Annotated in this window: 20 protein-coding genes; 11 read left to right on the top strand and 9 right to left on the bottom strand. The window is 71.1% G+C overall.

What is annotated here, in order from left to right; translation table 11 throughout:
• Window positions 1–66: 66 nt before the first annotated feature.
• Together MUY22_RS04555 and MUY22_RS04550 are read left to right on the top strand one after the other, a co-directional pair.
• Entirely contained in the window at window positions 67–1,377 is a 1,311-nt protein-coding gene (locus MUY22_RS04555) for a bifunctional o-acetylhomoserine/o-acetylserine sulfhydrylase (RefSeq protein WP_247057373.1), read from the top strand.
• The gene (locus tag MUY22_RS04550) at window positions 1,374–2,489 is read left to right on the top strand and encodes a homoserine O-acetyltransferase (protein WP_247057371.1); all 1,116 of its coding nucleotides are present in this window, start codon (window positions 1,374–1,376) and stop codon (window positions 2,487–2,489) included. Before MUY22_RS04555 ends, MUY22_RS04550 begins: the two co-directional genes overlap by 4 nt.
• Here MUY22_RS04550 and MUY22_RS04545 read toward each other — a convergent pair.
• Both MUY22_RS04545 and MUY22_RS04540 read right to left on the bottom strand, forming a co-directional pair.
• Entirely contained in the window at window positions 2,486–2,704 is a 219-nt protein-coding gene (locus MUY22_RS04545; protein ID WP_247057370.1) for a hypothetical protein, read from the bottom strand. The genes MUY22_RS04550 and MUY22_RS04545 overlap by 4 nt on opposite strands.
• An 11-nt stretch (window positions 2,705–2,715) precedes the next feature.
• Complete coding sequence (locus tag MUY22_RS04540; RefSeq protein ID WP_247057368.1) at window positions 2,716–3,594, bottom strand: diiron oxygenase; 879 nt, start codon at window positions 3,592–3,594, stop codon at window positions 2,716–2,718.
• 79 nt (window positions 3,595–3,673) lie between these two features.
• Here MUY22_RS04540 and MUY22_RS04535 point away from each other — a divergent pair, with 79 nt between their 5' ends.
• On the top strand, window positions 3,674–4,303 hold the full coding sequence (locus MUY22_RS04535; RefSeq protein WP_247057366.1) for a TetR/AcrR family transcriptional regulator: 630 nt from the start codon (window positions 3,674–3,676) through the stop codon (window positions 4,301–4,303).
• A 73-nt stretch (window positions 4,304–4,376) separates the two neighbouring features.
• Here the strand turns inward: MUY22_RS04535 and MUY22_RS04530 are convergent, their stop codons facing one another.
• Together MUY22_RS04530 and MUY22_RS04525 are read right to left on the bottom strand one after the other, a co-directional pair.
• Window positions 4,377–4,883, bottom strand: coding sequence for a hypothetical protein (locus tag MUY22_RS04530; RefSeq protein WP_247057363.1), 507 nt, complete (start codon window positions 4,881–4,883; stop codon window positions 4,377–4,379).
• A gap of 46 nt (window positions 4,884–4,929) precedes the next feature.
• A complete protein-coding gene (locus MUY22_RS04525) occupies window positions 4,930–5,520 on the bottom strand; it encodes a TetR/AcrR family transcriptional regulator (protein ID WP_247057361.1) in 591 nt (196 codons plus the stop codon).
• A 193-nt stretch (window positions 5,521–5,713) separates the two neighbouring features.
• Between MUY22_RS04525 and MUY22_RS04520 the strand changes: the two genes are divergently transcribed.
• From MUY22_RS04520 to MUY22_RS04485, 8 genes are all read left to right on the top strand, one after another.
• Window positions 5,714–9,064 carry a hypothetical protein gene (locus tag MUY22_RS04520; protein WP_247057359.1) on the top strand — a complete coding sequence of 1,117 codons (3,351 nt, stop codon included), beginning with the start codon at window positions 5,714–5,716 and terminating at the stop codon, window positions 9,062–9,064.
• A 128-nt stretch (window positions 9,065–9,192) separates the two neighbouring features.
• Window positions 9,193–10,005 (top strand): SGNH/GDSL hydrolase family protein, encoded by an 813-nt coding sequence (locus MUY22_RS04515; RefSeq protein WP_371827581.1) that lies wholly within the window; start codon window positions 9,193–9,195, stop codon window positions 10,003–10,005.
• Window positions 10,006–10,142: 137 nt separating this feature from the next.
• On the top strand, window positions 10,143–11,756 hold the full coding sequence (locus tag MUY22_RS04510) for a carboxyl transferase domain-containing protein (protein ID WP_247057357.1): 1,614 nt from the start codon (window positions 10,143–10,145) through the stop codon (window positions 11,754–11,756).
• Window positions 11,757–11,758: 2 nt separating this feature from the next.
• The gene (locus MUY22_RS04505) at window positions 11,759–13,744 is read left to right on the top strand and encodes an acetyl-CoA carboxylase biotin carboxylase subunit (protein ID WP_247057355.1); all 1,986 of its coding nucleotides are present in this window, start codon (window positions 11,759–11,761) and stop codon (window positions 13,742–13,744) included.
• Window positions 13,741–14,895 (top strand): acyl-CoA dehydrogenase family protein, encoded by a 1,155-nt coding sequence (locus tag MUY22_RS04500; protein ID WP_247057353.1) that lies wholly within the window; start codon window positions 13,741–13,743, stop codon window positions 14,893–14,895. The genes MUY22_RS04505 and MUY22_RS04500 overlap by 4 nt, the downstream gene beginning before the upstream one ends.
• A gap of 58 nt (window positions 14,896–14,953) precedes the next feature.
• Window positions 14,954–15,466 (top strand): GNAT family N-acetyltransferase, encoded by a 513-nt coding sequence (locus tag MUY22_RS04495; protein ID WP_247057350.1) that lies wholly within the window; start codon window positions 14,954–14,956, stop codon window positions 15,464–15,466.
• Window positions 15,467–15,525: 59 nt separating this feature from the next.
• Window positions 15,526–16,371, top strand: coding sequence for an SDR family oxidoreductase (locus MUY22_RS04490; protein WP_247057348.1), 846 nt, complete (start codon window positions 15,526–15,528; stop codon window positions 16,369–16,371).
• Between the two features lie 133 nt (window positions 16,372–16,504).
• A complete protein-coding gene (locus MUY22_RS04485; protein ID WP_247057346.1) occupies window positions 16,505–17,575 on the top strand; it encodes an alpha/beta fold hydrolase in 1,071 nt (356 codons plus the stop codon).
• Here MUY22_RS04485 and MUY22_RS04480 read toward each other — a convergent pair.
• The 5 genes from MUY22_RS04480 to MUY22_RS04460 all read right to left on the bottom strand — a co-directional run bounded on the left by MUY22_RS04480 (window position 17,564) and on the right by MUY22_RS04460 (window position 22,144).
• Window positions 17,564–18,427: an N-acetylmuramoyl-L-alanine amidase gene (locus MUY22_RS04480; protein WP_247057344.1), complete on the bottom strand. Its 864-nt coding sequence runs from the start codon at window positions 18,425–18,427 to the stop codon at window positions 17,564–17,566. The two genes, MUY22_RS04485 and MUY22_RS04480, sit on opposite strands and share 12 nt — an antisense overlap.
• 2 nt (window positions 18,428–18,429) lie before the next feature.
• Window positions 18,430–18,651, bottom strand: a complete 222-nt coding sequence (locus MUY22_RS04475; RefSeq protein ID WP_247057342.1) for a hypothetical protein — start codon at window positions 18,649–18,651, stop codon at window positions 18,430–18,432.
• Window positions 18,652–18,697: 46 nt separating this feature from the next.
• A complete protein-coding gene (locus tag MUY22_RS04470; RefSeq protein WP_247057340.1) occupies window positions 18,698–19,903 on the bottom strand; it encodes an acyl-CoA dehydrogenase family protein in 1,206 nt (401 codons plus the stop codon).
• 17 nt (window positions 19,904–19,920) lie between these two features.
• The gene (locus MUY22_RS04465) at window positions 19,921–21,216 is read right to left on the bottom strand and encodes an acyl-CoA dehydrogenase family protein (RefSeq protein WP_247063639.1); all 1,296 of its coding nucleotides are present in this window, start codon (window positions 21,214–21,216) and stop codon (window positions 19,921–19,923) included.
• Window positions 21,217–21,316: 100 nt separating this feature from the next.
• Window positions 21,317–22,144: an SDR family NAD(P)-dependent oxidoreductase gene (locus MUY22_RS04460; protein ID WP_247057337.1), complete on the bottom strand. Its 828-nt coding sequence runs from the start codon at window positions 22,142–22,144 to the stop codon at window positions 21,317–21,319.
• Window positions 22,145–22,218 lie beyond the last annotated feature (74 nt).

The raw sequence follows: 22,218 nt of genomic DNA, 5'->3' as shown, positions 1-22,218 counted from the left end.
CCGTTCGGCCGAAGTAGCTTCGGACAAGCAGCCCTCCAGCACCCCCTTGAGCCGCAAGGAGAACCGATGAGCGCGGACGACACCTCGGCGTGGTCCTTCGAGACCACGCAGATCCACGCGGGCGCCGCGCCGGATCCGGCGACGGGCGCGCGGGCGACGCCGATCTACCAGACGACGTCGTACGTCTTCCGCGACAGCCAGCACGGCGCCGACCTGTTCAGCCTGGCCGAGCCGGGCAACATCTACACGCGGATCATGAACCCGACCCAGGACGTCCTGGAGCAGCGGGTCGCCGCGCTCGAAGGCGGCGTCGCGGCGCTCGCGTTCGCGTCCGGTTCGGCCGCCACCACCGCGGCGATCCTCAACCTGGCCAACGCCGGTGACCACTTCGTCTCCAGCCCGTCGCTCTACGGCGGCACCTACAACCTCTTCCACTACACGCTGCCGAAGCTGGGCATCGAGGTCTCGTTCGTCGAGGACCAGGACGACCTCGAGCAGTGGCGCGCCGCCGTCCGCCCGAACACCAAGCTGTTCTTCGCCGAGACGCTGGCCAACCCGGGCAGCAACGTCCTCGACATCCGCGGGGTCGCCACGACCGCGCACGAGGCCGGTGTCCCGCTGGTCGTCGACAACACCGTGCCGACGCCGTTCCTGCTGCGCCCGATCGAGCACGGCGCCGACATCGTCGTCCACTCGGCGACGAAGTACCTCGGCGGCCACGGCACCACGGTCGCCGGCGTGCTGGTCGACGGCGGCACGTTCGACTTCGGCAAGGACGCGGCGAAGTTCCCGGGCTTCAACGAGCCGGACCCAAGCTACCACGGTCTCAAGTACTGGGAGGCGCTCGGCCCGGGCGCGTACGCGGCCAAGGCGCGCGTCCAGATCCTGCGCGACACCGGCGCGGCGATCTCGCCGCTGAACAGCTTCCTGATCCTGCAGGGCATCGAGACGCTGTCGCTGCGCATCGAGCGGCACGTGTCGAACGCGCAGGCGCTCGCCGAGTGGCTCGAGCAGCGCGACGAGGTCGAGAAGGTCTACTACGCGGGCCTGCCGTCCAGCCCGTTCTACTCCGCGGCGCAGAAGTACCTGCCGCGCGGCGCCGGCGCGGTCCTGTCGTTCGACCTGCGCGGCGGCGTCGCGGCGGGCCGGAAGTTCGTCGACGGCACCGAACTGCACAGCCAGCTGGTGAACATCGGCGACGTCCGCAGCCTGATCGTGCACCCGGCGTCGACCACGCACAGCCAGCTTTCGCCGGAGGAGCAGCTGGCCAGCGGCGTGACGCCGGGCCTGGTCCGGCTCGCCGTCGGGCTGGAGGGCATCGAGGACCTCAAGGCCGACCTGGAGGCCGGATTCCGGGCGGCCAAGGCGGATCTGTGACGGCTGAGCCCGTCACCGGGGCCTGGCGGATCGGTGATCCGCCAGGCCGCCGGCAGTTCGTCACCGGCCCCGAGCTCGCGCTCGAGGCCGGTGGTGTGCTGCCCGGGTACAGCCTGGCCTACGAAACGTGGGGGACGCTGAACTCCGACGCGTCCAACGCGATCCTCCTCGAGCACGCGCTGACCGGCGACAGCCACGCCGCCGGCCCAGCGGAGCACGGCCACCCCAGCGCGGGCTGGTGGGACGGCCTGATCGGGCCCGGGAAAGCCTTGGACACCAAGGAGTTCTTCGTCGTGGTCCCGAACGTGCTCGGCGGCTGCCAGGGCTCGACCGGGCCTTCTTCGCTCGATCCCGACGGGACGCCGTGGGGCAGCCGCTTCCCGGTCGTGACGGTCCGGGACCAGGTCGCGACCGAGGCCGTGCTGGCCGACGCGCTCGGGATCACGCGCTGGGCGGCCGTCGTCGGCGGGTCGATGGGCGGGATGCGCGCGCTCGAGTGGGCGGTTTCGCTGCCGTCGCGAGTGGCGACGGTGCTGGTCCTGGCGTCGACGGCGCGCGCGTCGGCCGAGCAGATCGCCTGGGCGGCCCCGCAGCTGCACGCGATCCGCGCCGACCCGGACTGGCACGGCGGTGACTACTACTCGGCGCCGGCCGGGCCACACCGCGGCCTCGGCGTCGCGCGCCGGATCGCGCACGTGACCTACCGCAGCGAGCCGGAGCTGGCCGACCGGTTCGGCCGGAGGTACCAGGACGGCGAGGATCCGTTGCGGGGCGGGCGGTTCGCCGTCGAGTCCTATTTGGACCACCACGCGGAGAAGCTGGCCGGCCGGTTCGACGCGAACAGCTACCTGGTCCTGACGGAGTCGATGAACACCCACGACGTCGGCCGTGACCGCGGCGGTGTCGCGGCGGCCCTCGGGCGCGTGACGGCTCGCGCGGTGATCGGCGGGGTGGACAGCGACCGGCTCTACCCGCTGTACCAGTCGGCGGAGATCGCGGCCGGGATCAAGGGCACGACGGAGCCCGCGGTGGTGACGTCGCCCTACGGCCACGACTCGTTCCTCATCGAGACCGAGCAGATCGCCGCGCTGGTGAAGGCGTTGCTGGGCTAGCGGCCCGCGACCCGTTCGCCCAGCCGGACCAAACGGTTCGCGACCCGGCGGGACGCGCCGGCCGCGACGTCGCCGAGGCGCTCGGCCGCCTTGTCCGACAGCTTCGCCACCCGCCAGGCGACGTCGTCGGCGCGCTCGCCCGCCTCGTCGCCCGCCGTGCTGATCCGGTCCGCGAGGCGGCCGGTACCCGCGACGAGAAGATCCTTGAGTGCCATGGCTTTCCCTCCTAGAGCATCCCGGCGCGGCGCCAGAGCACCGCGCTCGGCCCGCCGATCAGGTCGTTCTCCCGCAGGAACCGCACCAGCTTCCGGGCGCCGAAAGAGAGCGTCTCCCGCCGGTGCGCGCTCGACCGCGCCGCCGCGACGGCCACCGCGGGGTCGAGCCCGGCGCGCTGGTACTGCCGCGGCCGGGACAGCAGCCGCGACATCAGCAACGCGCCCGCGGCAACGACAATGCGCGTGAACTCCTTGCGCCACCACGGTGCGCCGGCCAGCGAACGGACCAGGTCGTCACGCGCGTAGCGGACGTGCCGCGCCTCTTCGGTGACGTGGATCCGCATCACCGCGCGCACCACCGGCTGCACCGACTCGTCGTCGAGGTGCTCGCGCTGCAGCGCGTCGAAGATCTCCTCGCCGATCAGCGTGGCCACCCACATCGCGGGCCCGTGCAGGATCAGCGGCAGCGCCTGCGCGGACCGTTGCAGCCAGCGGTTGTTGCGGTAGGGCCGGCCGCCGACGCGCTCGATCAGCGTCGCGAACATCGTGGAGTGCCGGCATTCGTCGGCGACCTCGGTCAGCGCGTAGTGCACGTGCCGCGTCGTCGGGTCCTGCCGGTAGGACGCGCGCAGCAGCATCTGCATCAGGATGATCTCGAACCAGATGCCGACGCTGACGGTGTTGACCAGCTCTTGGCGTGACAGCTCGATCCGCTGCGCGCGCGTCAGCGTGTCCCACAACGGCGTGCCGTACAGCGAAACCAGCCGTTCGGGGATGAAGAACTGGTCCTCGTCGAGCGGCGCGGCCCAGTGGACGTCGACGTCCGGGTCGTAGGAGAGCCGGGCGCTCGACTTGAGCAGCCTCTCGGCCGTCGCTTCACGATCACCCATACGTGCCTCCCCGTGTCCTGAAACAGGAGAACGCATGAAACAAGTTCCGTCAAGTTGTAAAGCAGCCTAGGGTTGCCCCATGCGCAACCTCCTGCAGCACGCGCTCGACGCCGAGCTGCCCGGTGACGAGACGTCCGAGCGGATCATGGGCGCGGCCCTGACCCAGGCCGAGGACTTCGGGCTGCGCCGGTTCACCGTGGACGACGTCGCGCGCCGCGTCGGGCTCTCGCGCGTGACGATCTACCGGTACTTCCCGAAGAAGGACCAGCTGCTCAACGCGCTGATCCTGCGGGAGATGAAGCGGTTCCTGACGAAGGTCGACGCCGTCCTCGAAGCGCAGCCGACGCCGGAGGAGAAGCTCATCGAGGGGTTGAGCTTCTCCCTGGTCTACTTGCGCGGCCACCGGCTGCTCAACCGCCTGCTGCGCACCGAACCGGAGCTGATCCTGCCGCACCTGACGGTGCAGGCCGGCGGCCTGTTCGCGGCCGCGCGGGCCCGGATCGCGACGCACTTCCGCGCGGAGGTCGCCGCGGGCCGCCTCAGCCTGCCGGACGACGACATCGACGGCATGGCCGAGCTGCTCATCCGGATCGTGGTCTCACTCGTGCTCACGCCCGAGACGGTGCTGCCGGTGGACGACGACGTCGAACGCCGTCGCGTCGCGGAGCTGTACCTGACCCCGATCGTGCGATCCCTGCGCCCGGCGTAGACACGTCACTTTCCCAGGGAAAGATGCGTCCGGACCCCCCTCCGACGTATCTTTCCTTGCGAAAGTGACGCCCTCAGTCCGAGACGGCTTCCGAGATCCAGGGCGCCACGGGCAGGTCGCGGTCCAGGCACTCCACCGACAGCCGGATCGTCCAGCGCAGGGCCTGCAGCACCAGGCTGTCGACCTCGTCGGGCGCCGCGTTGGCCAGGGCGATCTCGACCTGCTCCTGCGCCGCTTCGGTGTTGCCGTGCACCTCGGCGAGCAGCGTCCGCACGGCCGTCCGCACCGGCGGGTCGGCCTGGTCGATCGAGACCTCTTCGCCGTCCTCGTCGAAGACCTGGACCTTGACCGGCGCGCTGCCGCCGTCGCCCAGGGTGGCGACCATCGCGCTGCACTCGCCGAACAACAGCAGCATCAGGTCCTTGGTCTCGTCCGCGCGGGCCTGCGGTTCGGCGGCCGTGGGGGCGAGCTCGCCGAGCGCCACGGCGTCGTTGCCGAGGCTCAGCGCGGTCAACGCGCGCTGCGCCTTCTCTACGAGCTGCCGTTCCGGCTCGCTCCAGTCCGGGTCCACGTGCCCCATCAAACACCAGCGACGGCGCTCATGGGGATACCTTGATCCGGGTCGGTCATCCGGCCGCGCGCAACGCACCCAGCGCGAGGCGGCAGAGCAGTTCCGCGAGTTCGGCATCACCGAGATGGCGGTTGTACGGCGTCGAGTTGATCAGTCCGAACACGGCGTGCGCCGCCGACCGGGCCTGGCGTTCGCCCAGCTCCGGCAGCGCGTCGCGGATCGCGCGGACCCACACCTCGACGTACTGCCGCTGCAGCGCGCGCACCTGCTTGCGGTCGGTGTCGGTGAGGTTCGCAAGGTTGCGCTCCTGGACGGTGATCAGCGCCGGGTGCTCGAGCGCGAAATCGACGTGGAACCGGACCAGCCCGCTCAGCGTGTCGTCCGGTTCACCGGGCCGGCTCGCCCGCGCGGTGCCGCCGTCGAGCAGGTAGCGGCTGATCGAGTTCAGCATCTCGCCGAGGATGGCGTCCTTGCTGCGGAAGTGGCGGTAGAGCGCCGGGCCGGAGATGCCGACCGCGGCGCCGATGTCGTCGATGCCGACGCCGTGGAAGCCGTGGTGGGCGAACAACTCGGCGGCCGCGGACATGATCTGTTCGCGTCTGTTCGCCTTCTCGCCGTTCACGAGGGGGGTCGGGTTCGCCGCCATCCGGCCATATTAGGGGTGGCCGGTTAGCGGTCGCTAACTTCCCTGGTGAGCGTCTATGACGCAGATCACAGGCCGTGGCGTTCCCCGGCTGATGTAGCGCTGGTGGATCGCGGATGGATCCCGCCGGACCACGCTGCCGCTCGAGCACAGGTCGCCGGGTTCGGCGGCCCGGACGGAAGCCGGAGGAGCGTGGATGGAGCCGATCAGCACGGGGTCGAAGGTCAGGGACTGCGCGGAGGTGGCCGGACAGGTCGCGGTCGGAGCGGCGATGGCCGCGCTCTTCGCGGTGTGGTGCTCGGGAACCGCGGACGCGCGCCCGATCCCGGTGGGCCCGATCGACGGCAGCCCGGCCACGACCGCCCCCAAACCGGCCGCGAAGGCCCCGGTCAAGGCCGAGACGCCGAACGAAGCGGCGGACCGGGAGACGCGGAAGTTCCAGAACGACATCAAGCGCGATGAGAAGCAGCAGGAGAAGAGCAAGGACGCGGATCGCGAGACGCGGAAGTTCGAGAACGATGTCAAGCGGGGCGCGAAGCAGGAGAAGAGCAAGGCGGACGAGCGTAAGTCGGACGACGATCGTGAGACGCGGAAGTTCGAGAACGATGTCAAGCGGGACGTGAAGCAGGAGAAGAGCAAGGCGGACGAGCGTAAGTCGGACGACGATCGTGAGACGCGGAAGTTCGAGAACGATGTCAAGCGGGATGCGAAGCAGGAGAAGAGCAAAGCGGACGAGCGTAAGTCGGACGACGATCGTGAGACGCGGAAGTTCGAGAACGATGTCAAGCGGGGCGCGAAGCAGCAGGAGAAGGACAAGGCGGACGAGCGTAAGTCCGACGATGACCGTGAGACGCGGAAGTTCGAGAACGACGTCAAGCGGGACGCGAAGCAGGAGAAGGACAAAGCCGACGAGCGTAAGTCCGACGACGATCGCGAGACCCGGAAGTTTGAGAACCAGATCGTCCGGGACGCGAAGCAGCAGGCCGAGAACAAGGACGCCGACCGGGAGAACGATCGCTTCGCCGCCCAGATCGAGCGTGACCGGCCGAAGGACACCGCGCCCGACGGCACCACGCGCTCGGTGAAGGCCTGGGAAACCGCGCAGCAGGTCGCGAAGGACGCCGGCCGGGCGCGGGACGGTGCCTACGACCTCGCCGCCACCCGGGACAAGGGCGCGACCGGTTCCGTGCGGGCGTGGGAGACCACCGCGCGCCTCGCCGACGAGGCCGAGGTCGCCGCCCAGCAGCTCGAGTACGTCCGCGACGTCGGCCGGCCCGAGACCGCGCTGCCGTCCTCGACGTTCGAGTACAACAAGAACGTCGTCTCGCCGAACTACGCCGGTGACGCCGCCGAGACGCTCGAAGGCGTCGAGTGGCAGCGGTTCCCGGGGGCACCCGGCGGCATCCCGGTCGGCCTCACCCCGGACGGTTCGAAGGTCGTCGTGGTGAAGGACCCGATCACGCCCGAAGCGCCGCTCTCGCCGGAGATGATGAAGTACCTCGGGGCCGGGAACTTCGTCGACCGCGGTCAGACCGCCGACGGCCGGACGGTGCTCGTCCTGCACCCGCGTACCCACATCGACGACAACGCCGACGCCCTCGCCGCGCAGTGGGACAACGTCGTCAACGGGCGGATCGAGGGGCTGGACGACGTCGGGAAGGCGCTCGGCGGCACCGTCGCCCTCACACTCGACCGGACCATCGGTCTCGGCCAGGGCGACCTCTACGGCGCCGGCGAGAAGTGCCAGGACACCGGCGACTGCGGCGACTCCCTGAAGGAGGGCGTGACCACGGCGTTGTCGGTCGCGCCGGTCGGCAGGCTCGCCGGGCTCGTCGGCAAGGGCGCCGCGGCGACGGGCCGGGCCGCCGAGCGGATCCTGCCGCCGGCGCTCACCGCCGTTCCCGGGCGGATCGTGCCGCCCGCGATCACGGCCATCCCCGGGCGGGCCGTCGACGGCGCGAGCGCGGCGTTCGCCGCGGCCAAGGCCAGTCCGATCGCCACCTACGTGCCCGAGGTCGCCCGGGCCGCCGCGACGAAGGCCAAGGGCGCGGCCGCGCGGGTGCCCGGGGTCCAGGCCGGTGCCGCGCTGGTGCGGCCGGTCGCGGCGAGTGTCCTGCCCAAGGCCCAGCGCGCCTTCGACGCCGTCAACAAGGTGCCGCCGGCCCGGTACGCGCTGTACCAGCACAACGTCGGCAACGCCTTCGACGAAGCCGGGCACGTCGAGGACTGCGTCCGCGGTGACGGCTGTGCGCCCGCCGCGACCGGCGCCGGGCTGCTCGCCTTCGACCTGGCCAAGGGGCGCGGCCTGACCGACGCCTACCGCGACGCGCCCGGCTGCGCCGACGGGCACGCCGACGCCTGCGTGCTGACCGGGCTGGACGCGCTGGCCGTGCCGCCGGTCAACCGGCTGGCCAAGACGCCGGCGAGCACACCGCCCGAGTCGTGGTACCGCGCGCCGGAGCTGTCGAAGCCGCGGCTGGAGGCCGATGAGCCCGCACAGTTCCTCGCGCGGCCCGACGTCCAGCGGTCGCTGGCGAACTCGACCGAGAAGGTCGAGGTCGAGCTGCCCGGTGGCACCCGCACCGAAGTTCCGGTCGGGCAGTACATCCAGGAAAACCTGCCGGGGAACCCGGAGCTGGCCGCGGTGCTCCACGACCCGGCCAACGAACACCTCGCCGCGCCGCTGATCGAGAACCCCGAGAGGCTGGCGAGCGTGCTGGCCGCCCGGGACTCGATCGCCGTCCTGCGGTCCGCGGTCGAGGACGCCGCCGCGCCGCTGCGCACCCCGGTGCGGGCGGCCGCCACGCCGCGGCTGCCGCACCGCGCGGTGTCGCGAGCCGTCGGCCGGCGGGTGGCCGGGCTTCCGCCGGGCGCCGCCCGGCAGCAGGAGTTCCGCGGCACGCCGGGCGACGACGCCGCGGTGCAGCGGTACCTCGACGACCGGTACGAGGAGGCGGAACGGGCGATGGTCACCCTGGGCACCGTCGGGAACCGGGTGGCCGGCCGGGTCGGCGGGACGTACAAGCCGCGGCCGGCCCTCAAGGAACGCAAACGGGTCATGGAGAAGATCGACGAGAAGTACGACGGCAACCCCGCCCCGCTGGTGGACATCGCCGCCGGGACGATCGTCGTGAAGTCGGTCGACGACGCCTACGCCGCGCTCGCCCGGGTCGCCCGGGACAAGGACCTCGACATCGTCAGCTTCGACGACCGGTTCGCCAAGCCGCAGTCATCCGGGTACCGGGACCTGCAGATGAACGTGCGGATGCCGGACGGGCACGTCGCCGAGATGCGGATCCAGGTGGACGCGCTGCAGCGGGTCAGCGACGACGTCGACCACGCCCTGTACGAGATCCACCGCACCTTCACCGAGCCCAAGGACGGCGGGATCACACCGGCCCACCGCAAGCAGCAGGAGCTGAAGGCGGCGCTGCAGGGCCGCGCCCGGGACCTGTTCGCGTACGCCTTGCCTCGCGACACGACCGGCCTCGCCGGGCTGCCGTCGGGCGTGACCGGCCTCGTGGCCGACCGGGAGGGTGACGGCTGACCGGTGCGAATTCCACCCACCTGACTTAAGTAGTGGGCCAAGAGGGTTACTTGCGAGTAATCGCTCTTCCTTGTGAAGGCTTCACCTGGTGTGCTTTTCCCATCGGTTCTGTCACAAAGGAGTGGCCCATGGGGGTTCCGATCCGTACCGCGCGACGTTTTCTCCTGCGGCTGACCACAGCACTGGGTGCCGTCGCCCTGTCCACCCTCGGCGTCGTGGGCACCGCTCATGCCGCCGGGGCCGTCTACGCCGCGCTCGGCGACTCCTACTCCTCCGGGGTCGGGGCCGGCAGCTACGGCAGCTCCGGGAGCTGTTACCGCAGCTCGAACGCCTACGCCCAGCTGTGGACCAACGCCCACGCCGGCACGGCGCTCACGTTCCTGGCCTGTTCCGGCGCGAAGACGCCGGACGTCATCAGCCAGGCCGGCTCGATCCCCGCCAACGCGACCCTGGTCACCGTCACCGTGGGCGGCAACGACGCCGGCTTCACCGACGTGATCCAGACCTGCACCCTCGGCAGCGACGCGGACTGCACCAACCGCGTCAACACCGCGAAGACCTACGTCAACAACACCCTCCCGGCGCTGCTGACGAACACCTACAACGCGATCAAGGCGAAGGCGCCGGGCGCGCGGCTCGTCGTCCTGTCCTACCCGCGCTTCTACACCGTGCCCGGCTCCTGCTGGGTCGGGCTGAGCGACACCAAGCGCACCGCGATCAACTCGGGCGCCGACACGCTGGCGTCGGTGACGGCGTCGCGCGCGGCGGCGGCGGGCGCGACGTTCGTCGACGTCCGGTCGGCGTTCACCGGCCACAACATCTGCTCCTCGGCCGGCGACTACCTGCACAGCCTCACCTGGCCGGTCATCGAGTCGTACCACCCGACGGCGGCCGGCCAGTCCGGCGGCTACTACGCCCCGCTCCGGGGTGCCATCGGCTGAACCCGGTCCCCTCCGGTCGTGAAGGCCATCCCGGTGCGTCCGGGGTGGCCTTCACGGCGTCCGGGCGACTGGACAGTCAGGTTAGCGGTCGCTAACATCGGGACGGAGGTTAACGACCGCTAACTTCGAGGGAGCCCATGGACACGCCGGCTCTGGGGACGTCTGCCGCCCCGGACAGCGAGGCTTACGCCCGCAACGCCACATCCCACGCGGAGCTGGTCGAAGACCTCCGCAAACGCCTCTCGAGCGCCCGCCTCGGCGGCCCGGAGAAGTCGCGCACCCGGCACGTCGAACGCGGCAAGCTGCTCCCGCGCGACCGCGTCGACACGCTGCTGGACCCGGGTTCGCCGTTCCTCGAGCTGTCGCCGCTGGCCGCGAACGGACTGTACGACGACGAAGCGCCGTCGGCGGGCATCATCACCGGGATCGGGCGCGTCTCCGGCCGCGAGTGCGTGATCGTCGCCAACGACGCCACCGTCAAGGGCGGCACCTACTACCCGATGACGGTGAAGAAGCACCTGCGCGCCCAGGAGGTCGCGCTCCACAACAACCTGCCGTGCGTCTACCTGGTGGACTCCGGCGGCGCGTTCCTGCCGCGGCAGGACGAGGTCTTCCCGGATCGTGAACACTTCGGCCGGATCTTCTACAACCAGGCGACGATGTCCGCGCGCGGCATCCCGCAGATCGCCGCGGTGCTCGGCTCTTGCACCGCCGGCGGCGCGTACGTCCCGGCGATGAGCGACGAGGCCGTGATCGTCCGGAACCAGGGCACGATCTTCCTCGGCGGCCCGCCGCTGGTGAAGGCCGCGACCGGCGAGGTCGTCACGGCCGAGGAACTGGGCGGCGGCGACGTCCACTCGCGCCAGTCCGGCGTCACCGACCACCTGGCCGACGACGACGCGCACGCGCTGCGGATCGTCCGCTCGATCGTCTCGACGCTCGGGCCGCGCACGCCGCGCCCGTGGGACGTCCTCCCCACCGAGGCGCCGGCCGTCGACCCCGCCGAGCTGTACGGCGTCGTGCCGACCGACTCGCGCACACCGTACGACGTGCGCGAGGTGATCGCGCGGATCGTCGACGGCAGCCGCTTCGGCGAGTTCAAGAAGGAGTACGGCGCGACGCTGGTCACCGGGTTCGCCCGGATCCACGGCCACCCGGTCGGCATCGTCGCGAACAACGGCGTCCTGTTCGCCGAGTCCGCGATGAAGGGCGCGCACTTCATCGAGCTGTGCGACAAGCGCTCGATCCCGCTGCTGTTCCTGCAGAACATCACCGGCTTCATGGTCGGGCGCGCCTACGAGGCCGGCGGCATCGCCAAGCACGGCGCGAAGATGGTCACCGCGGTGGCCTGCGCGCGGGTGCCGAAGCTGACCGTCGTGATCGGCGGCTCGTTCGGCGCCGGCAACTACTCGATGTGCGGCCGGGCGTACTCGCCGCGGTTCCTCTGGATGTGGCCGAACGCGCGGATCTCGGTGATGGGCGGCGAGCAGGCGGCGTCGGTCCTCTCGACGGTCCGTCGCGACTCCATCGAGGGGCGCGGCGGCGAATGGTCCACAGAGGACGAAGAGACGTTCAAGGACCCGATCCGCGAACAGTACGAGGCGCAGGGCAGCCCGTACTACTCCACCGCGCGGCTGTGGGACGACGGCGTCATCGACCCGGCCGACACCCGCACGGTCCTCGGTCTCGCGCTCTCGACCGCGGCGAACGCTCCCTTGTCCGATGTCAACTACGGCGTCTTCCGGATGTGATCATGTTCGACTCAGTGTTGGTCGCGAACCGTGGCGAGATCGCGGTGCGGGTCATCCGCACGCTGCGCGACCTCGGCATCCGCGCCGTCGCCGTGTACAGCGACGCCGACGCCGAGGCGCGGCACGTCCACGAGGCGGACACCGCCGTCCGGATCGGGCCCGCCGAAGCCGCTCGCAGCTACCTCTCCATTCCGGCCATTGTGGACGCCGCCGTGTCCTCGGGCGCGCAGGCGGTGCACCCGGGGTACGGCTTCCTGGCCGAAAACGCCGCGTTCGCGCGGGCCTGCGAGGACGCCGGGCTGGTGTTCATCGGCCCGCCGGTCGCCGCGATCGACGCCATGGGCGACAAGATCCGCGCCAAGGCGACGGTGTCGAAGGCCGGTGTCCCGGTCGTGCCCGGAGCGTCCGATGTGGACATCCCGGCCGGCGGGTTCGCCGCGGCCGCGGCCGACGTCGGGTACCCGCTGCTGATCAAGCCGTCCGCCGGTGGTGGTGGCAAGGGCATGCGGCTGGTGCACGCTCCCGATGAGCTGGACGAGGCCATCGAGTCGGCGCGGCGCGAGGCCAAGAGTTCGTTCGGGGACGACACGCTGCTGATCGAGCGGTTCGTCACGACCCCGCGGCACATCGAGATCCAGGTCATGGCCGACACGTTCGGGCACGTGATCCACCTCGGCGAGCGCGAGTGCAGCCTGCAGCGGCGGCACCAGAAGATCATCGAGGAAGCGCCGTCGGTGCTGCTCGACGAGGCGACCCGCGACAAGATGGGCACGGCGGCCGCCGAGGCTGCCCGCTCGGTCGGGTACGTCGGCGCGGGCACGGTCGAGTTCATCATGTCGGCGCACAACCCGGACGAGTTCTTCTTCATGGAGATGAACACCCGGCTGCAGGTCGAGCACCCGGTCACCGAGCTGGTCACCGGCCTCGACCTCGTCGAGTGGCAGGTCCGCGTCGCGGCCGGCGAACGGCTTTCCGTTACACAGCAGGACGTTTCGCTGCGCGGCCACGCCGTCGAGGCGCGGGTCTACGCCGAGGACCCGGCGCGCGGGTTCATCCCGACCGGCGGCACGGTGCTGGCCGTGCACGAGCCGTCCGGCGACGGCGTGCGCGTCGACTCGTGGCTGGCGCCCGGCGCGGTGATCGGCTCGAACTACGACCCGATGCTGGCCAAGGTCATCGCCTGGGGCCCGGACCGCGCGGCCGCGCTGCACCGGCTCGACCGGGCGCTGGCCGACACGGCGGTGCTGGGCGTCGGCACGAACACCGCGTTTCTGCGGGGATTGCTGGCTGATGCGGACGTGCGCTCCGGACGTCTTGACACCGAACTCGTCGATCGCCGTCTGTCCACATTGGTCTCGTCGGAGGTGCCCGCGGAGTTCTTCGTCGCGGCCGCGTTGGATCGCCTGCTGGAGCTGCAGCCGTCGGGATCCGTTGTGGACCCGTGGGACGTCCCGGACGGCTGGCGGATGGGCGCGGCCGGCGGCGTGACGTTCCGGCTGAAGTCCGGCCAGGCGTCGGCTGTGGTCCGGGTGGAAGGAACGCCGTCGTCCGCGAACGTCTTCGTCGACGACGCGGCGCCGGTGCGCGTCTCGGCTCGCCGTGACGGGTCCCTGCTGGAGGTTCGCCAGGGCGGCGTGTTCCACCGGTACCGGCACGCGTCCGGTCCCGATCGGACGGTGTGGCTGGCGCGCGACGGGCAGAGTTTTCCCTTCGGGGAACAGGAGTTCGCGCTCTCGTCGCGCGGCGAGGCCGCCGGCGCCGGGCCGGTCGTCAGCCCGATGCCGGGCACGGTGCTCGTCGTCAAGGTGGCCGCGGGTGACGTCGTGCGCGCCGGGACGCCGCTGCTGGTCGTCGAGGCGATGAAGATGGAGCACACGGTCACCGCGCCGATCGACGGCGTCGTCAGCGAACTCCCCGTCCGGGCCGGCCAACAGGTCGCGCTCGACGAAACCCTTGCCGTAGTCACGCCCCAAGAGGAGCAGCAGTGATCGACTTCCGCCTGGACGAGGAATACGAGTCCCTCCGCAAGACGGTCGAGGACTTCGCGCACGCCGAGGTGGCGCCGGTGATCGGCGCGTTGTACGAGAAGGAGGAGTTCCCGTACGAGATCGTCGCGAAGATGGGCGAGATGGGCCTGTTCGGCCTGCCGTTCGCGGAGGAGTTCGGCGGCATGGGCGGCGACTACTTCGCGCTGTGCCTGGCCTTGGAGGAACTCGCCCGCGTCGACTCGTCGGTCGCGATCACGCTGGAGGCGGGCGTTTCCCTCGGCGCGATGCCGATCTACCGCTTCGGAACGCAGGAGCAGAAGGAAAAGTGGCTCCCGTCGCTGTGCGAGGGTACTGCCCTGGGCGGCTTCGGCCTGACGGAGCCGGGCGGCGGCTCGGACGCGGGCGCGACCCGCACGCGAGCGCGTCAGGACGGTGACGACTGGGTCGTCAACGGCAGCAAGGCGTTCATCACGAACTCGGGCACGGACATCACCCGCCTGGTCACGGTCACCGCCGTGACGGACGTGATGGAGAACGGCCGCAAGGAGATCTCGGCGATCCTCATCCCGTCGGGCACGCCGGGCTTCGAGGTCGCGCCGAAGTACTCGAAGGTCGGCTGGAACTGCTCGGACACCCACGAACTGTCCTTTTCGGACGTCCACGTCCCGCTGGCGAACCTGGTCGGCACGCGCGGCCGCGGGTACGCCCAGTTCCTGTCCATTTTGGACGAAGGCCGTGTCGCGATCGCCGCGCTGTCGGTGGGCCTGGCCCAGGGCTGCGTCGACGAGTGCCTGGGGTACGTGAAGGACCGTGTCGCGTTCGGCAAGCGCATCGGCGAGTACCAGGCGATCCAGTTCAAGATCGCCGACATGGAGGTCCGCACCCACACGGCGCGCCTGGCGTACTACCAGGCGGCGTCGAAGATGCTGCGCGGCGAGCCGTTCAAGAAGGAGGCGTCGATCGCCAAGCTGGTGGCCTCGAACGCCGCGATGGACAACGCCCGCGACGCAACCCAGATCTTCGGCGGCTACGGGTTCATGAACGAGTACCCGGTGAGCCGCTTCTACCGCGACGCCAAGATCCTGGAGATCGGCGAGGGCACGAGCGAGGTCCAGAAGATGCTGATCTCCCGCCACCTCGGCGTGGGCTGAGCCGCTCGCCTTCGCCGAACGCCGCCCGCGCGTGCGCCCGGTCCGGTAAACAGGGGGCATGGACAACATCGTCATCCGATCGGGTGACTCCGGGGACGCCGACATCCTGCTGCGCTTCTTCGACGAAGCCGTCGAGTGGCTGGTCGCGCGGGGCAGCTCGAAGCAGTGGGGGACCGAGCCGTGGAGCGGCGTTCCGAAGCGGGTCGAGCGCGTCCAGGGCATGGCCGCCGATCCCGGGCTGCGGATCGCGATGGTCGAGGGCAAACCCGCGGGCGCGCTGATCGTCTCCGAGGACCACGATCCGCACGTGCCCGCCGTCGACGAGCGTGAGCTGTACGTGCGGCTGCTGATCACCTCCCGGCGGTTCACCGGGCAGCGCGTCGGCGGGCGGCTCGTCGAGTACGCGCTCGACGAGGCCAAGCGCCGCGGCATCGACCTCGTGCGCGTCGACTGCTGGGCCGGCGGCGACGGCGACCTGCAGCGCTACTACGAGAGCCAGGGCTTCAAGCCGACCGTGCGGTTCGACGTCGACGGCTGGACCGGTCAGGTGCTGGAGCAGCGCGTGGGGTAGCGCGATCGCGGCCGGGGAGCGACACTGTTGACGTGTTGCCAACAGACGAAGGAGTCGCCGTGGCCGAGAATCTCGCGGGCAAGGTCGTCGTCATCACCGGCGGTGGGCAGGGGATCGGCGCGGCGACCGCGTCGGCGCTCGCCCGGCTGGGCGCACAGGTGGTGATCGGCGACCTCGACCAGGTCCGGGCCGAGAAAACGGCCGGTGAGCTGGGCGCCGACGCGCTGCCGCTGGACGTCACCGACATCCGCGGCTTCACCGGGTTCCTCGACGAGGTCGAACGCCGGCACGGCCGCATCGACGTGCTGATCAACAACGCCGGGATCATGCCGCTCGCCGGCCTCGAAGAGGAGAGCGACGCCACGACCCGGCGGCAGCTCGAGATCAACCTGCACGCCGTCATCCACGGCACCCGCGAAGCGATGAAGCGGATGCGCCCGCGCCGCAGCGGGCACATCGTCAACGTCGCGTCGTTCGCCGGCAAAGCGGGCTTTCCGGGCGCGGCGACGTACTGCGCGACCAAGCACGCCGTCGTCGGGCTGTCCGAGGCCGTGCACCTGGAGCTGCACGGCTCCGGCGTGCACGTCTCCTGCGTGATGCCCGCGATCGTGCGGACCGAGCTCGCGAGCGGCCTCGGCGAGGCGAAGCTGTTCAAGTCCGCGAGCCCGGAAGACGTCGCCGACGCCATCGTCGCCGCGCTGCGGAAGCCGAAGTTCGACGTCTTCGTGCCCCGGTCACTGGGTCCTATGGGCAAACTCACGGGACTGCTGCCGCGCCGGGCCGCCGAACTGCTCGCGCGGACGTTGAAAGCGGACCGGCTTTTGGCTTCAGCGGCCCATTCCCCGGCCCGTGCGGCGTACGAAGCGCGGGCCGCGGAGAGCGCTCCCGGGGCGGGCCCGGAGTAACTCGGACGGCCCAGCGACTGTCCGAATCGGACGTGCTTGCGGGGTGCTTGCAGGTGTGGTGATGTTGAGCCGCGCGCGTCCGCACTGGCAGGATTGCCTGGAATCCCCGGGGGACATCCAGGAGGCAAGAGAAATGGCTTCACCGCCCGCACGGCTGGCCGCCGCGGCGTCGAACGTGGTCGGCAAGGTGCTGCACGGCGGGGTCGCCGATCTCCGCCCGATGCCGCGGGTGCTGATCGACCAGGGCCCGAACCGCTCGGTGTACCGGATGACGCACAGCAGCCGTCCGGTGTCGGGGCCGCCGATCCTGCTGGTGCCGCCGCTGGCCGCGCCGGCGATCTGCTTCGACCTGCGCCGCGGCTGCAGCCTAATCGAGCACCTCGTCGAGGCCGGCCGCAACGCCTACCTCGTCGACTACGGCATGGTCGCGTTCTCCGACCGGCGCCTGGGCATCGAGCACTGGATCGACGAGGTGCTGCCGCGCGCGATCCGCAAGGTCAGCGCCGACAACGGCGGCCAGGCCGTGCACCTGGTGTCGTGGTCGCTGGGCGGGATCTTCTCGCTGCTGGTGAACGCCGACCAGCCGGACCTGCCGATCGCGTCGATCACGGCGATCGGCTCCCCGGTGGACTTCACGGCGATCCCGATCGTCGCCCCGTTCCGCCCGCTGGTCGACCTGACGGGCGGCCACCTGCTGACGCCGATCTACCGCGCGTTCGGCGGCGCACCGTCCTATCTGGTCAGCCGCGTGTTCAAGGCGACGGGCATCAGCAAGGAGATCACGAAGCCGATCGCGATCCTCAAGAACCTCGACGACCGGGACTACCTGGCCCAGATCGAGGCGGTGGACCACTTCATGGACAACATGTACGCCTACCCGGGCCGCACGTTCGGCCAGCTGTACCACCGCCTGTTCCGCACCAACGACCTGGCGGAGGGCAAGGTGGACCTCAACGGCCGGGTGATCTCGCTGTCGACGGTGAAGGTCCCGACGCTGGTGGTGGCGGGCCAGAACGACACGATCGCGCCCCAGGCGTCGGTGGAGCGCGTGGTGGAGCTGCTGGACAACGCGCCCGAGGTCCGCTTCAAGACCGCGCCGGGCGGCCACCTGGGCGTCCTGACCGGCCGCAAGGCCCGCGGCACGACGTGGCGCTACCTGGACGAGTTCCTCGACGACCGGATCGCCGCCGGCTCAGCCGACTAGGTCGAGGTCGAACGGCTCGGCCGCGCTGTAGCTGACGTCCGCCCACACCGCGCCCGGCAGCTCGTAACGCCGGTGCGACGTCAGCTTTGGGTCGTAACCCGGCTGCTGCGCGGGGTCGTGGCCGACGCCCGCGTGGTCCGAACCCCACGCGAGGATGCCCGGCACCCACATCGGCTTCGCGGAACCGTCGGCGCCCAGCCGCGGCCGGACGACGATCGCCGAACCCGGGCTGCCGGACAGGAAGACGCGCACCGTGTGCGCACCCGCGTCCGGCGGGGTGACCGTGATGCGTTCCAAGATCTCGACTCCTGTCGTGCCGGGTGTCCCGGTGGTGGCGCGCTGGCGGAGCCAGCCGGTGTCGATGCCGGCCGGGTCGATCTTGCGGCCGGGTGGCACGCAGACGTCCTTGTGCCCGGCGTAGCGCTCGACGCCGCGGGACATGTACCGCAGCAGCGCGGCGACGAGCTTCGGGTAGGCGTCGCGCTGCGCGTCGGTCCAGCCGCCGTTGCCCGCGGACTCCGCTTCGATGCCGAGGAACTCGTCGTTCAGGTCGAGGAACCCGAGCCAGCGGGACGCGCCGGCGTGGTAGGCGCAGCCGGCGGCGACGACGTAGATCGTGCCGCTGCGGCCGAGGCCGAGGTTGCACAGCGGCCCGGCCAGGTCGGGGCGGCCGCGGGTGACGAGGTCGAGGGAGGGGTAGTCGCCCGGCGCGGAGTCGGCGGTGGCGGTGTGGTGCCCGACGACGCCTTCGACGACGCGCATGCCGCCGTGGCCGCGGGTCTGCCACCCGGCGACCTCGACGACGGGGTAGCCGGTGCTGCGAGCGGCGTCGACGAGCCAGGGGACGTACACGGTCAGCCCTCCAGCGCGTCGTAGGCGCCGGAGTCGGCTTCGGTGTCGGGCGAGTCGTGAGCGGCGATCCGCGCGGCGAGCGCGGCCCGGGCTTCGTCGAGGGTCTTCGGGTTCTGCCGCCCGGAATCCCACCCCTCGGCGGCCCACTCCTCGGGCGTCTTGATCGGAGTGGTGTCACCGGGCTCGTACACCACGGCGTCGTCGGTCCTGGCGGGTTCGGTCAAGGTCGGCCTCCGCGGGCGAGCGTACCGGAGGCCGACCGCCGGCGACCTACTTCAGCTGAGCACTCGTCTTTCCCAGCACCCGACGGGCCACGATCAGCTGCTGGATCTGCTGAGTCCCCTCGAAGATGTCGAGGATCTTCGCGTCCCGCGCCCACTTTTCGAGCAGCGACTCCTCGCCGTAAGCCCCGGTCAGCTCGACGCACTTCAGCGCGATGTCCACCACCGAGCGGCCGGCCTTGGCCTTCGCCATCGACGCCTGCAGGGAGTTCGGCTTGCGGTTGTCCGCCATCCACGCCGACTCCAGCGTCAGCAGGTACGCCGACTCGTAGTCCGCTTCCAGGCGCAGGAACTCCGCGGCCGCCGCGTGCTGGGTGTGGGCCGGGCGGTCGTAGTCGATGACCACGCCCGCGTCGGTCAGGATCCGGCGCGTCTCCTCCAGCGCCGCCCGCGCGACGCCGATCGCCATCGCCGCCACCAGCGGGCGGGTGTTGTCGAACGTCTGCATGACGCCCGCGAAACCCTTGGCCGTGTCGATCTCCGGCGTGCCCAAGAGGTTCTCCGCGGGGACGCGGCAGTTCTCGAAGCGCAGCACCGCGGTGTCCGACGCGCGGATGCCGAGCTTGTGCTCGACGCGCACCACCTCGAAGCCCGGCGTGCCCTTCTCGACCACGAACGACTTGATCGCCGCGCGGCCCTTCGTCTTGTCCAGTGTCGCCCACACCACGACCGCGTCCGCGCGCTCGCCCGACGTCACGAAGATCTTCTCGCCGTTGATGATGTAGTCGTCGCCGTCCAGCCGGGCGGTCGTGGTGACCGCCGCGGAGTCCGAGCCGAAACCGGGCTCGGTGATCGCCATCGCCGCCCACAGCCCGGAGAAGCGCTTGAGCTGCTCGTCGGTCGCGACCGAGCCGATCGCCGCGTTGCCCAGGCCCTGCCGCGGCATCGACAGCAGCAGGCCGACGTCACCCCAGCACATCTCGATTGTGCCGAGGACGACGTTCAGGTTGGCGCCGTTGCGGTTGCCCTTCTTGGCGTCGTCGGAACCGGAACGCCGGACGCCCGCGGCCCCCGCGCCGCCTTCACCGGAGGAGTTCAAGCCGTCCAGCAGCGCCGCGAACATGTCCAGCTCGGCGGGGTAGGTGTGCTCCGCGCGGTCGTACTTGCGCGAGATCGGCCGGAACACCTCGGCCGCGGCCTGGTACGCCTGGTTGATCAGCGCGCCGGCCTTCTTGGGAGCTTCCAGGTTGATCATCGGTTCAAAGCCCTTTCCTAAAGAAGGACGGCGCCTTCCATGACGCCGATGGCCCGCAGGTCCCGGTACCAGCGCTCGACCGGGTGCTCCTTGACGAAGCCGTGCCCGCCGAGCAGCTGCACGCCCGCGTTGCCGATCTGCATGCCCTTGTCCACGGCCAGCTTCCGGGCCAGCGCGACCTCGCGGGCGTAGGACTTGCCCTGCTCGGCCCGGGACGCGGCGCGCAGCGTGACCAGCCGCAGCCCCTCCAGCTCGATCGCGATGTCGGCGACGGAGAACGCCACGGCCTGCCGGTGGCTGATCGGCTCGCCGAACGCGACGCGCTCGTTGACGTAGGGCACGACGTAGTCGAGGACGGCCTTCGCGGTGCCGGCGGCCAGCGCCGCCCAGCCCAGCCGCGAAAGCCGGACGAGCTCGGTGAAGACGTCGAGCTTGCCGCCGCCGAGCAGTGCGCCCGCCGGCAGCGCGACGCTCGAAAGGTGCAGCTTGCCGGTCGCGGCGCCGCGCAGGCCCATCGCCGGCTCGGCCTCGATCGTCACCCCCGCGTTCGACGACTCGACGAGGAACAGCGCCGGGCCGCGGCCTTCGAGGTCGGCCGAGACGATGAACAGCTCCGCCTGCGCCGCGCGCGGGACCAGCGACTTCACGCCGTCGAGCTGGTAGCCCTTGGGGGTCCGGCGCGCCTTCGTCGCGGGCTTGAACGGGTCGTACAGCGCCCGCTGCTCCTGCAGCGCGAGCGCCGCGGCGGGCACGTTCTCGCCGACGAACGCGGGCAGGTAGTCCGCCTGCTGCTGCTCGTCGCCCCAGCTGACCAGCGCGGTGCTGACCGCGGACGGCGCGAGCACCGCGACCGCGAGCCCGAGGTCGCCGTGCGCGAGGGCCTCCGCGACCAGCGCGTTGGTGACGACCGAGCGTTCGGTGCCGACGCCGCCCAGCTCCTCGGGGATGCCGACCAGGCTGATGCCCAGCTCGGCGGCCCGGCTCAGCAGGCCTTCCGGGGCTTCGAGCTTGGCGTCGGCGTCCGCGGCGGCCGGGCGCAGCTGCTCGGCGGCGAACTCCGTCACGGTCTCGACGATGAGCTGCTGGTCCTCGCTCGGCGTGAGGTCGAACAGCCCGGTGTCGGACGTCGGCGCGAGCCGGGCGGGCTTGCCCAGCTTCCGCACCGACGTGAACGACCGGGTCGCCGCGCCGGCGGCGCGGAAGCCGTTGCGCGTCCCCGCCGTGACCAGGCCTTCGATGGGCTTGCGCAGCCCGGCCCGATCCACGACCTTGCTCCCGGCCAGCCGGGTCAGCGCCGAAAGGCCCCAGCCCATCGCGTCCCGTTTCCTTGGCGCAGCCATGTGGCCCTCCATCCCGTTACCTACTCGTGAGTAGGTTAACGTGGGATGCGGCTCGGCGCCAGTGCGGGGTCACTTACGAGTGAGTCAGCCGGGCCGAGACGTCCCAGAGGGCGCGCGCGACGGCGGCGTCGCTGTCCGCGGGCCGCCGCCGGGCCGGCTTCGGCGTCTCCCCGGATCGCCCGCCCGGGCCGAGGTAGGCGTTGCCCGGGACGTCATCGGTCGCGGCGAAGAGCGTGGGTAGCGCGCCGTACTCCGTCTTCTTCTGGGTGATCAGCGGGTAGAGCGCCTTGACCACCACCGCCTGGACGCCGCCGGCGTGCCGGTCGAGCCCGGTCCGCGCGACACCCGGGTGCGCCGCGACCGCCAGGACCTTGCTGCCGGCTTCGGTGAGCCGGCGCTGCAGCTCGAGCGTGAACAGCAGGTTCGCCAGTTTCGACTGGCCGTAGGCGCGCATCGGCGAGTAGCGACGGCGGTCCCAGTTCAGGTCGTCCAGCTCGATCTTGCCCGTCCGGGACAGGCCGGACGCCACGGTCACGACCCGTCCGGTCAGGTGCGGCAGCAGCAGGTTCGTCAGCGCGAAGGGCCCGAAGTGGTTGACGGCCATGTGCGTCTCGAAGCCGTCGACGGACTTGCCGTACGGCACGGCCATCACGCCCGCGTTGTTGACGAGCACGTCGAGGTCGCCGGACCAGCCGTCGGCGAACGCGCGCACGGAAGCCAGGTCGGCGAGGTCGAGGCGGCGGACCTCGGTGTCGCCGGGCGGCGGCGAGACGCGGGCGGGGTCGCGCACGGCGAGCACGACGTGCGCGCCGCGGGCGGCCAGGTCGCGGGCGGTGATGGCACCGAGGCCGCCTGCGGCGCCGGTGACGACGAAGGTGCGGCCGGAGAGTGAAGTGGTCATGCGCTCAGCGTCGTCGCGACGGGCGGGCCGTGGCAGAGCGCGTCGAACGGGGGATCGGCGATCCCTGGCACGCC

Origin of the sequence: Amycolatopsis sp. WQ 127309, assembly GCF_023023025.1 — a bacterium.
GTDB lineage: Bacteria > Actinomycetota > Actinomycetes > Mycobacteriales > Pseudonocardiaceae > Amycolatopsis.
This window is presented reverse-complemented; position numbering and strand designations above follow the sequence as displayed.